Origin of the sequence: Stenotrophomonas sp. Bg11-02 (assembly GCF_002836635.1) — a bacterium.
Classification (GTDB): domain Bacteria; phylum Pseudomonadota; class Gammaproteobacteria; order Xanthomonadales; family Xanthomonadaceae; genus Stenotrophomonas; species Stenotrophomonas lacuserhaii.
The window spans coordinates 45689-57137 of the sequence record NZ_PJAY01000061.1 but is presented as its reverse complement, the minus strand read 5'-3'; the positions used below and the strand labels follow the sequence as shown (position 1 = coordinate 57137).

Below are 11449 nucleotides of genomic sequence, written 5' to 3'. Positions count from 1 at the left end.
AATGCGCCGGGGCCAAGTGGCGCGGACGACATGGACCGACGAGGAGGTCCACGCCGCCCGCGACAGGGAACGGGGTTGGAGCAGCCCGGGCACCACGGCCTGCGGTGCCCGGGCGGTGGCGGCCTCAACGGCGCGCCGACACGACGGCCGTTACTGGCCGGAGCGCCCGGCGGGGCGCGGATGCGTCAATGCGAGGGGGAGGATTGCGATTGCGGGGCGGTCTCTAGCATGCGCAGGAGACGTTGCTTGGCCAGCAGCTTTTCCCGCTTCATCCGGCCCAGGGTGACATCACTTACGGCGAACACGCCGAGCTCGGCATCCATGCACTGGCGATTCAACTTCCGGTGTTCGTCATGCAGGGTCCGGAACTCCGGATCGCGCGCGCGGCGGGCCTCGATCTCGCTCTGGGACTGATCTTCAAACATGATGTACCTCCTTCAGCAGAAACACGAACGCCCCGGCCTGGCGGCACGGGGCGTCTGTCGGGAGAAGAAGGGCGCGGTCGGCGCACAGGGCGGCGTTCCGTCCGGCATTCCACACTGGCCCGTGGATGATTGCCTGCTTCGGTTCGTGCCCAGATTGCATCGGCCCGGCCCTCCCGTCGTCCGGTCCGCACGATGCGTCCCGGACGATTGACCCTACGCTTGCCCGAGGGGGGCTACAAGCCCCATGCGACAAAAAAACCTCTTGCGGCGACGAGTGGTTCAGGCAAGTGAGACCGGACGCCCATTTATTAACGAAAACAATACTTTAAGGTGAAACGATCACCTCTGCCGAACGGGCGCGCGTGGACGCCGCCTTCTTGCCGGCGACCTGGATCCGGTTGCTGGCAACCCCGGCCGCGACCAGTGCGTCGCGCAGCGCCTCGGCACGTCGCTGGCCCACACCGTTGGCGCTGTCATAGGCCTCGATCCTCACTCGCCCCTTGCGACCGATGTTCAGGTACTCGCCGAGTGCCTTGGCCTGGTTCTTTGCCGCGTTGGACAGGGCGGCCTGGCCATTGGCGTAGGCATCGCCACCGAGGGTGAACACTTCCCCACGGCTGTCGAACCGGCTGCCCGGCAGCTTCTGCCCGGAGACCAGTTCGGCCTCCTCGCGGGCCAGCTTGGCGGCATTCTGCTGGGCTGCGCTGAGACGCTGCTGCTGCTTGCCGGCTACGCTGGTCAGCGCGTTCTCCGCGTCCTGGCGGGCCAGCGCTTCGCTTTCGGCAGCCATGCGCAGGCGCTCGGACTCTTCAGCCTGGATCTGTGCCTGCACGCGAAGGCGCTCGGCCTCCTGGCGCGCGCGCGCCGCCTCGCGACGGCTGGCCTCGATCAGCAGATCGCTGCGGGTGCGCTCCAGCTGGTCCACTTCACGCTGGGCCAGGGCGGCACGCACGGCGGTCTCGGCGATCTCCACCCGGCGCTCGGCCAGGTAGCGGGTCAGCTCCTGGTCGCGGCGCTTGGCGTTGCTGAAGGTGCTGATCGCCTGCTGTGCGTGCATCCGTTCAAAGGCGCCCAGGTTGGCCGTGTCCGGGTTGGCCGAGATCGCCATGAGGCGTTGGTTGAGCTGCATCACCAGCGGGTCATCGGCGGCGACGGCCAGCAGCGGCAGGGCCAGAAGACCGGCGGCGAGATAGATCGAACGTGCACGCATCAGCGGTTTTCCCCGGTTTCGAGCTGGCGCTGCAGCTGGTTGACTTCATTGCGGCGCAGCTGCAGCTGCGAGGTCGCGGTGGCTTCCTCGCTGCGTGCGCGGGCCAGGTCGGCGTCGGCGGCAGCGCGCAGGGCCATGGCTGGCGCGTTCTTGCGCTCGCGGCGGTCGTCGGCGGCGCGCTGGGCCTGCTGCAGCCCTTGCCGGGCCATGCCGATCAGGTCCGGCGCGTACTGGTCGGCGTCTGCCTGGGTGGCCCGGTCCACCGCCTGGCGGGCCTGGGACAACTCAAGCGCACCGTCCTGGGCGAAAGCCGTGGCGGGGGCGGAGAGTGCGAATGCCAACGCCATCACATACAGGCCATGGCGCATTTGTGCGAAGCTACGTCGATTCATTTGGGGAGGCCGTGCCGGTTGTTGTGCACGGCCATTGTCGTCATGCCGACGCCATGCTTGCAACTTGAGCCGTCGGCGACTCGTTTTTGGGGAAAAACGCGATGGATATCGGCTACTTCCTGAAGCTGATGACCGAAAAGAACGCTTCGGACATGTTTTTGACGACCGGCGCGCCGGTGTACATCAAGATTGAAGGCAAGCTCTACCCGCTGGGCAACACCGGCCTGCCGCCGGGGATGGTCAAGAAAATCGCCTATTCGCTGATGGACGAAGGCCAGGTGCCCCAGTTCGAACGCGACCTGGAGCTCAACATGGCGATCGCCCTGGCCGACACCGGGCGCTTCCGCGTGAACGTGTTCAAGCAGCGCGGCGAAGTCGGCATGGTGATCCGCGCCATCCGCAGCCGGATCCCCAGCATCGAAGAGCTGAACCTGCCGCAGGTGCTGAAGGACGTCATCATGACCCCGCGTGGCCTGGTGCTGGTGGTGGGGTCCACCGGCTCGGGCAAATCGACCTCGCTGGCGTCGATGATCGACCACCGCAACAGCACCACGACCGGGCACATCCTCACCATCGAGGACCCGATCGAATACCTGCACAAGCACAAGATGTCGATCGTCAACCAGCGCGAGGTCGGCCTGGACACCCACGCCTTCCACAACGCACTGAAGAACGCGATGCGTGAAGCGCCGGACGTGATCCTGATCGGCGAAATCCTGGATGCGGAAACGATGGAGGCGGCCATCGCCTTCGCCGAAACCGGGCACCTGTGCCTGGCCACCCTGCACTCCAACAACGCCGACCAGACGATCGAACGCATACTCAACTTCTTCCCGGAAAGCGCGCATCGCAACGTGCTGATGAACCTGTCGTTGAACCTGCGCGGGGTCATCAGCCAGCGCCTGGTGAAGGGCCACGACGGCCGCCGCCTGCCGGCGACCGAAGTGCTGATCAACACCCCGATGATCCGCGACCTGCTGCGCCGCGGCCAAGTGCACGAGATCAAGGCGGCGATGGAAGCCTCGCTGGAAGAAGGCATGGAAAGCTTCGACCAGTGCCTGTTCCGGATGGTCAAGGACGGCATCGTCGACATCGAAGAGGCGCTGCGCGCAGCCGATTCACGCGACGGCCTGGCGCTGAAGTTCCGCCTGTCCGAAGGCAGCAGCGGCGAGCACGATCCCTACGCGGACTTCTCCGCCGGCCAGCCGACCATCTCGCACGGCTTCTGAAAAAAGGGGACGGAGGGGATTAAGTCGTTTTCGACCCGACCGGTCGAAAACGACTTAATCCCCTCCGTCCCCTTTTTCGTCAGGCGGCGTCGGGCTGGTTCTCGGGGCGGGCGGCATCGAAGGCGGGCAGCGCCAGGCAGGCCGCTTCGATACGGCGCAGGATTGGATAGCCGGCCAGGTCCAGTCCGAAGCGATGCGCGTTGTACAGCTGGGGCACCAGGCACGCATCGGCCAGGCCGGGCCGGTCACCGTGGCAGAACGTGCCGGTGTCCGGGCTGGCGGCCAGCATCTTCTCCATGGCCGACAGCCCTTCGGCCATCCAGTGCAGGGTCCACTGCGTGCGCGCATCCGCGGCCAGCTGCAACGGCCCCTCCAGGTACTGCATCACCCGCAGGTTGTTGAGCGGGTGGATATCGCAGGCCACCAGCTGGGCCAGGGCACGCACCCGTGCACGACCGGCCGGATCGGCCGGCAACAGCGCGTGGTCGGCGAACACCTCGTCCAGATACTCCAGGATCGCCATCGACTGGGTCAGCACCTGCCCACGATGCTGCAGCGTCGGCACCAGCTCCTGAGGATTCAACCGGTGAAAGCTGTCCCGATGCTGCTCACCGCCGCCGCGCACCAGGTGCACCGCCTGGCCCTGCCAGGCCAGGCCTTTCAGGTTCAGCCCGATACGCACGCGGTAGGCCGCGCTCGAACGCCAATAGGTGTGCAGGACGATCTCGCCCTGCCCGCCCGGCGCAGGCGCCGATGCGCCGCTCACGGCGTGGCGGCCTGCTCGATGCGCTGTTCGATGGCACCGAAAATACTGGCCCCGTTGGCGTCCAGCATCTCGATGCGCACCACGTCGCCGAACGACATGAACGGCGTGCTCGGCTTGCCGTCGCGCAGCGTTTCCACCGTGCGCAGCTCGGCGAAACACGACGCCCCCTTGCCGGTGTCCTCGTTGGCGATGGTGCCCGAACCGACGAGGGTGCCCGCGCCCAGTGGACGGGTCTTCGCGGCGTGCGCCACCAGCTGGCCGAAGTTGAACTGCATGTCCACGCCCGCTTCCGGCGCACCGAACCAGGCGCCGTTGACGTGGGTCACCAGCGGAAGATGCAGCTTGCTGTCCTGCCATGCATCACCGAGCTCATCGGGAGTGACGAACACCGGCGACAGCGCCGAGCGCGGCTTGGACTGCAGGAAACCGAAGCCCTTGGCCAGCTCGCCCGGGATCAGGTTGCGCAGTGATACGTCGTTGACCAGCCCGATCAGCTGGATGTGCGTGGCCGCCTGTTCCGGGCTGACGGCCATCGGCACGTCATCGGTGATCACGACGATCTCCGCTTCCAGGTCGATGCCATGGTCTTCGCTGACCACCTTCACCGCATCGCGCGGACCATAAAAACCGGCGCTGGTCGCCTGGTACATCAGCGGATCGGTATAGAAGCTGTCGGGCACCTCCGCGCCACGCGCCCGGCGTACCCGTGCCACGTGCGGCAGGTAGGCACTGCCATCCAGGAATTCATACGCACGCGGCAGCGGCGAGGCCAACGCCTGCATATCGATGTCGAACACCCCATCGGCGTCGCCGGCATTCAGCGAATCGGACAACGCCTGCAACCGCGGCGCGCTGCGCGCCCAGTCTTCCAGCGCCGCCTGCAACGTCGCGGCGATGCCCGTGGCGCGCACCCCGCGCTGCAGGTCACGCGAAACGACGATCAAGGTGCCGTCGCGGCCGCCTTCCTTCAAAGAACCAAGCTTCATGGGCACATCCGGCTGAGGTGGCAAACAAGTTTCAAGTGTAATCAAACCCCCGCGACGCCGGAAAGCTGCGCCGCCGCATGGCAAGGAGTGTATGCCGCGCATGCCGATGATCGGAGACCCCGCTCGCGCCCTACCCTCCGCCGAGCACGGCTCGGCGCCACCCGCTCTCCAGACGCCACGGAACCTGTCAGCGGGGCCGGGCGGGGAGGGTTGGCAGGACGCTGAGCCGCATGGATGCGGCGACGCAGCCTACAAGGACGTACTTGCGGCGTGTCCTGCAAACCCTCCCCGCCCGGCCCCCACCCGGATCCGGCTTTTCCTGAACACGCACCTTTGCGCCGGATCTCATTCTTCGGTTAGACTTCGCCGGTCTGCAGCGGCCGTCCGTTTCCCTCCGGGATCGCCGGCGAGCCAGGTCACCCGACCCCTCGCCCGCCCCCACTCCGGCGCCGTTCGTCACGCATTCCAGCCTGCGCTCTCCGCGCCGGCTGCACCCAATTCTCGCAGCGCGGTTCACGGGAACGCTCCGAGTCAGCCGATCTCATCGATCTGCCCCCGCTTGGCCATTCGGCCAGGCGTTCTCTGTTTTTGGAGCTTTCTCGAATGTCTTTTGAATCCCTGGGCCTTGCGCCCTTCCTGCTGCGTGCGCTTTCCGAGCAGGGCTATGAAACCCCCACCGCCATCCAGGAGCAGGCCATCCCGCTCGCCCTGGCCGGCCGTGACCTGCTGGCCGGCGCGCAGACCGGCACCGGCAAGACCGCCGCCTTCGGCCTGCCGCTGCTGCAGCACCTGGCCACCAATTCGCAGGAAGTGTCCAACGGCGGCCCGCGCAAGCCGCGCGCCCTGATCCTGACCCCCACCCGCGAACTGGCCACCCAGGTGCACGACAGCCTGCGCGGCTACAGCAAGTACCTGCGCATCCCGAGTGCCTGCATCTACGGCGGCGTCGGCATGGGTAACCAGCTGGACATCCTGCGCCGTGGCGTGGACCTGCTGGTGGCCTGCCCGGGCCGCCTGATCGATCATATCGAGCGTCGCAGCATCGACCTGTCCGGCATTGAAGTGCTGGTGCTGGACGAGGCCGATCGCATGCTCGACATGGGCTTCCTGCCGTCGATCAAGCGCATCCTGGCCAAGCTGCCCAAGCAGAACCGCCAGACCCTGCTGTTCTCGGCGACCTTCGAAGAGAGCATCAAGCAGCTGGCGATGGAGTTCATGCGCAACCCGGAGCAGATCCAGGTCACGCCGAAGAACACCGTCGCCGAACTGATCACCCACCGCGTGCACCCGGTCGATGGCGGTCGCAAGCGCGACCTGCTGCTGCACCTGCTCGCCCAGGACAGCCGCGAGCAGACCCTGGTCTTCGCCCGCACCAAGCACGGCAGCGACAAGCTGGCCGCGTTCCTGGACAAGTCCGGCATCAAGACCGCTGCAATCCACGGCAACAAGAGCCAGGGCCAGCGCCTGCGTGCACTGGCTGACTTCAAGGCCGGCCGCGTGACCGTGCTGGTGGCCACCGATATCGCCGCGCGCGGCATCGACATCAACGAGCTGCCGAAGGTGATCAACTTCGACCTGCCGATGGTCGCCGAAGACTACGTGCACCGCATCGGCCGTACCGGCCGCAACGGTGCCACCGGCGAAGCGATTTCGCTGGTTGCCCAGGATGAAGTGAAGCTGCTGCGCCAGATCGTGCGCCTGCTCGGCCGCGACATGGACATCCGCGACGTGCCTGGCTTCGAGCTGCAGGTGCCGATCCGCTGGGGCAACAGCGCCCCGGGCAAGGCCGACAGCGATATGGGTGACCGTGGCGTGCGCAAGACCTCGCATGCCCGTCGTCCGCACAGCGATGCCCCGCGTCACGCCCATGCAGGCCCGAAGAAGGCCGGCGGTGGTCGTCGCGAAGGCGGCGGTGGTGCCGGCCAGGCGCGTGCTGCGCAGGGCCAGGGCCAGCGCCGTGGTGGCGGTGGCGGTGGCCGCAGCCAGGGTAGCAGCAGCCGCGCGGTCTGATCCGCGCCATGCACAGGTGACGATTTCGGTCGTCTTGCCTGATTGAAAGAGGGACGGAGCGCGAGCTTCGTCCCTTTTTCGTTTGCGTCCGCCGAGCATGGCTCGGCGCTACCGATTCTCCGCGTACGCCGAGCAGCGCTCGGCGCCATCAACGGCCTGTGTCAGAAGTTGTAGGCCACGGTCACGCGCGCGTTGCGACCCGGTTCGCTGTACCGCCCGATGCCCTGCTCGTTGACGTAGCCATACAGCGTATTGGTGCCCTCGTAGATACCGCGCACGCGCTGCCACAGGTAGTACTCACGATCGGTCAGGTTGTACACGCCGGCACTGACCCGCAGCTGTTCGGTGACGTTCCAGCTACCCACCAGGTCCAGCACGGTGTAACCATCGGCCTTGCCGACCCAGTCGGGCGTCTCGCGCGTTGCGTTGGCCAGCGTGGTGTAGGCATCATCGGCATTCTTGCCCCACGCATGGGTCAGGTTGGCGGTGACATTCCACACCGGTGACGGCGCGTAGCGCAGGCCGACCACCGCACTGGCCGGCACGATGCTTTCCAGCGGGTCCCCGTTGGCCTTCTCGCCTTCGCTGTAAGCGGCGGCAATGCGGGAGGACCACGCGTGGCTGAACTGCCAGCGCCCTTCCAGCTCGGCGCCCTTCACCGTGACCTTGCCGGCATTCATCGGCATGGTGGCGTTGTAGCTGTACTGGATCGGCGCGGTCGCAGTGGTGCGGTAGCCGTTGGGGTACGCCTGTGCGGTGGTCACCGTCTCGATGAAGTTGCTGTAGCGGTCGCGGAACAGCGAGAAACCCAGCTGACCACGGTCGGTGCTCCAGCGGTAGCCCAGTTCCACGTTGAGGCTTTTTTCCGCGTCCAGGTCCGGGTTGGACGAGGACGTATCGAACTGCACCTGGGCACCGGTGATGGCATCGAAGGCAAGCGTGCTGCCGGTCGGTGAGTACAGATCGGCCACGCTCGGCGCGCGGAAACCCCGGCCGACCTGGGCCCACACGGCATGATCGGGCAGGAAGCGGAACTCGGCACCGAGCTGCCAACTGGGCGCGGAGAACCGCAGGTCGCGCACGCTGCCGGTCGGATCGACGAAGGTCGCGTCTACTGTCGGCGAGTAGTCATAGCGGTCATAGCGTGCGCCGCCACTGAGCACCAGACGCTCCTCCATCAGGGTGATGCTGTCACGCAGGTACAGGTTCCAGTTGCGCGCATCGGTCTTCGGCACTTGGCGTGGATCCTGCTCCACGGTGGCGATGTCGCCGGCCGCGTTCCAGCGCGTATCCACGGCGGTGAAGTCGACGTCGCGGGTCTGCCAGGCCAGACCGTAGACGATGTCATGGCGCGCGCCGGCGTTGTCCAGCACCTTGCTGAAATCCAGCGCTGCACGGTCCAGGGTCTGTTCGGTGGAGCGGTTCTCGCTGCGCAGGCAGGGCACGGCGCGGCCCGGGCAGCCACTGCCGGCGAGGATGGTGGTCAGCCCGCGGCTTTCGGTGACCTGGTGGTCCAGCTGCGCCTCCATGCTGTCGAACAGCGCATTCTGCGGACGGTACTGCCAGCGCACGCCATAGCGGTCACGGTCGTTGCGGTCGTCACCACGGCGCTCCAGGTAGCCTGGCGAATAGACCCGCGACAGGTTGTCCACTTCATTGCGGGCGCGGCCGCGCTCGATCATGAAACCCAGCGTGTTGCGCTGGTCCAACTGCAGGTCCAGCTTGCCCAGCAGGTTGTCTCGGGTGCTGTCCACCGGGTCCGGCGTCCGCCGGCCGACGCCGGTGCGGTCCACCGTGGTGTCGTACCAGCTCTCCGACTCATGGCCTTCGCGGCGGGTGTAGACCAGCATCGATTCGGCGATGCCGGTGCGGTTGGCGAAGGTCAGCGTGCCCATCGTTTCATCGTTGGAACCGCTGTAGCCGAATTTCATGCCGACGTGCGTGTCATTGCCCGCCGCCTTCAGGTAGTCGGCCGGGTCCTTGGTGGTGAACACCACCGCGCCGCCCAGCGCCCCGCTGCCGGCGGTGATGGAGTCGGCGCCCTTGGTCACCTGCAGGCTTTTCAGCGTGTCGATGTCCACGTCGCCGCGACCGCCGCGGAAGAACTCGTAGGAACGCGCGGTCTCCACCGATTCGCCCAGGCTCAGCCCGTCGACGGTGATCGCCACGCGATCGCTTTCCAGGCCACGGATGTTGAAGCCGTTGTCACCGAAGCGGCCCATGTCGACCACGCTGACCCCGGGAATGTAGCGGATCGCCTCTTCCATGTTGTTGGCCATTTCCGCGTCCAGGTCGGCAGCGCTGAGGACGGTGACGTTCTGGTTGCGCGAGGTGCTTTTCTTCGCGCGCTCGGCTTCCACGCGCACGGTATCGAGGGTACCGGCGTCTGCCGGCGCATCGGCATGCGCGGCGGGCATCGCGGACAGGCTGGCGAGCACTGCCAGCGAGAGCAGGGAAAGGGACAGGTTCATCGGGAAAGCTCCGCAGGGAGAAAGGGCTGGACGTAGGCCGTTCCTGGCTGTCGACGCGCGTGGCGCCGGTGCGGGCTGGGAGGTCGTGGAAGTTCGGGTTCCGGGCGCGCGACGCGTGGTCGCGGCGCCGTGGTGCCGACGGCTTGCCGGCACCGGCGTGGATCAGGGTGTGGCCACCGGTTCCGGGTCGCGCGCGTCGACAATGCGGTCACCGTTGGTGTCGGCGCGCTCGAACAGGCGCTTGCCCGACACCTGGTACTCGGCGAAGGTCATCCGATCGTCTTTGTCGGTGTCCAGCGCACCGAAACGCACGCCCGCCTGGCGGGCACCAGCCTGGCGCACCGAGGCGCGCTGCGCGTCCAGGCGGCCGGCGAACTCAGCGGTGTACTCGGCCAGATCCAGCTGGCCATCGCCGTCGGCGTCGGTGGCGGCGAAGGTCGCGGCGCGCGCGGCATCGAACTCGGCCCGGTCGACTACCCCGTCACCGCTGCGGTCATACAGTTCCAGCATGCCGTTGGCGGTGTGCGAAGTCGGCATCTTCAGCGGATCGCGGTTGGTCGCCGCCGCGCTTTCACGGGTCGCTTCCTGGCTCTTCTGGTAACCGGCCCAGGTGCGTTCTCCGGCCGCGTCGAACTCGTCGCGGCTGATGCGGCCGTCGTTGTCGCGGTCCAGCGCCTTGAAGCGCGTGTCGGTCTGCCGCAGGTGGCCTTCGCGGGCCTGGGCGAGGCGCTGGTCGAAGCGCTGCAGGTATTCGTCGATGTATTCCTGTTTGTCGACGCTGCCGTCGCGGTTGGTGTCGGTGGCGTCATAGCGGGCGCGGCGGAAGGTCTCGAACTGCGCCCAGCTGACCGCGCCGGTGTCCTGCGGATCAAACTGCTCAAGGAAGTCGGCGGCGGCGGAGGATGGTACCTTCACGCCGGTCTGGGGCGCCTGTGCGGCAGCGCCGGTGGTCGTGGCCAGCAGGGCCATGAAGATCACGCTCTTGTTCATTCGGGTGGGCCTTGGAAGGAGGGTTCAGGGTTCCAACACGCGGAAGCTGAGCGTGTAGTTGTTGCCGTACTGCGGTGCGGCCGCGCCTTCGGGTGCCGCGCCGCGGTAGCGGATCAGCGCGAGGTAGGCGCCGGCATGCTGCAGCGGCAGGCTGGCCTTGCCGGCGGCATCGGTGGTCAGCTCGATCGGTGCCGGCTGCGCCTGTCCATCACCGAGCGCGCGGTAGACCTCGACCTTCTGCGCCGGCAGCGGCTTGCCGTCGTAGCGCACTTCGAACTGGAAGTGTTCGCCGGCATACAGATCGCTCGGGTGGGTTACCGGCACCAACTCCAGACCCTTGCCATACGGTGCGAGCGCTTCGGTGGTCGGCGCGCCGGCGGTCAGATACACCTCCGAACGCGACAGGCTCTGGTAATGCGAGACGATCTTCGCGCCCGCCGGCAGCGGCTTGGACGGATCGCGGCTGCTTTCAACCTTGCCGTTGACCTCGAAGGTGCGGAACACCGCACCCAGGCGGTTGCCGGTGCTGAAGCGGTAAGTACCCTTCTTGCCCGGCAGGCGCTGTTCCACCACCGCGCGGGTCTTGAGCAGGTGCACGGTGTCCGGCGCATGCTGCATGCCATCCGGATCGGTCACCACGAAGGTGCTGTTGTCGAACACCACTTCGGGCACGAAAAAGGTTTCGGCGAAGCTGGCATCCAGGGTCACCAGGCTGGTGGGCTGGATCTGGAAGGTCGCAGGCGCCAGGTACGGCGTGTGCGCATGGGCAGGTATCACGGCGGCGGCCAGTAACAGGCCGGCCAGCAGGCAGGTTTTCATCGGCATCTCGAGTGGAAGGCACCGGCCCCAGTCCGGCGGCGCACACTGTATGCCTATTGCGAATGATTCGCAATACGATTGTTAAGGCTGCGAGCGGCTGGGCCCCTCGCGCCGGTTGGGTCAGGAGCGGATTGCTGGGTTGGCGCCGGGT

Annotated in this window: 10 protein-coding genes; 2 read left to right on the top strand and 8 right to left on the bottom strand. The window is 66.8% G+C overall.

What is annotated here, in order from left to right:
• Window positions 1–185 precede the first annotated feature (185 nt).
• From CXG43_RS12105 to CXG43_RS12095, 3 genes are all read right to left on the bottom strand, one after another.
• Window positions 186–425 (bottom strand): YdcH family protein, encoded by a 240-nt coding sequence (locus tag CXG43_RS12105; protein ID WP_101100166.1) that lies wholly within the window; start codon window positions 423–425, stop codon window positions 186–188.
• 325 nt (window positions 426–750) lie between these two features.
• Window positions 751–1635, bottom strand: a complete 885-nt coding sequence (locus CXG43_RS12100) for a hypothetical protein (protein WP_101100165.1) — start codon at window positions 1633–1635, stop codon at window positions 751–753.
• Window positions 1635–2003, bottom strand: coding sequence for a DUF4398 domain-containing protein (locus CXG43_RS12095; protein WP_101100164.1), 369 nt, complete (start codon window positions 2001–2003; stop codon window positions 1635–1637). Before CXG43_RS12095 ends, CXG43_RS12100 begins: the two co-directional genes overlap by 1 nt.
• 125 nt (window positions 2004–2128) lie before the next feature.
• Between CXG43_RS12095 and CXG43_RS12090 the strand changes: the two genes are divergently transcribed.
• Window positions 2129–3256, top strand: a complete 1128-nt coding sequence (locus tag CXG43_RS12090) for a PilT/PilU family type 4a pilus ATPase (protein WP_042613770.1) — start codon at window positions 2129–2131, stop codon at window positions 3254–3256.
• Window positions 3257–3335: 79 nt separating this feature from the next.
• Here CXG43_RS12090 and maiA read toward each other — a convergent pair whose 3' ends face one another.
• Window positions 3336–4022, bottom strand: coding sequence for a maleylacetoacetate isomerase (gene maiA, locus CXG43_RS12085; RefSeq protein ID WP_232767767.1), 687 nt, complete (start codon window positions 4020–4022; stop codon window positions 3336–3338).
• Window positions 4019–5008: a fumarylacetoacetate hydrolase family protein gene (locus CXG43_RS12080; RefSeq protein WP_101100163.1), complete on the bottom strand. Its 990-nt coding sequence runs from the start codon at window positions 5006–5008 to the stop codon at window positions 4019–4021. The genes maiA and CXG43_RS12080 overlap by 4 nt, the downstream gene beginning before the upstream one ends.
• A 603-nt stretch (window positions 5009–5611) precedes the next feature.
• Between CXG43_RS12080 and CXG43_RS12075 the strand changes: the two genes are divergently transcribed.
• The gene (locus tag CXG43_RS12075; RefSeq protein WP_101100162.1) at window positions 5612–7018 is read left to right on the top strand and encodes a DEAD/DEAH box helicase; all 1407 of its coding nucleotides are present in this window, start codon (window positions 5612–5614) and stop codon (window positions 7016–7018) included.
• Window positions 7019–7179: 161 nt separating this feature from the next.
• Here CXG43_RS12075 and CXG43_RS12070 read toward each other — a convergent pair whose 3' ends face one another.
• The 3 genes from CXG43_RS12070 to CXG43_RS12060 form a co-directional block, all read right to left on the bottom strand.
• Window positions 7180–9489, bottom strand: coding sequence for a TonB-dependent hemoglobin/transferrin/lactoferrin family receptor (locus CXG43_RS12070; protein ID WP_101100161.1), 2310 nt, complete (start codon window positions 9487–9489; stop codon window positions 7180–7182).
• A 162-nt stretch (window positions 9490–9651) separates the two neighbouring features.
• Window positions 9652–10479 carry an EF-hand domain-containing protein gene (locus CXG43_RS12065; RefSeq protein ID WP_101100160.1) on the bottom strand — a complete coding sequence of 276 codons (828 nt, stop codon included), beginning with the start codon at window positions 10477–10479 and terminating at the stop codon, window positions 9652–9654.
• 24 nt (window positions 10480–10503) lie between these two features.
• Window positions 10504–11298 carry a DUF4198 domain-containing protein gene (locus tag CXG43_RS12060; protein ID WP_101100273.1) on the bottom strand — a complete coding sequence of 265 codons (795 nt, stop codon included), beginning with the start codon at window positions 11296–11298 and terminating at the stop codon, window positions 10504–10506.
• Window positions 11299–11449 lie beyond the last annotated feature (151 nt).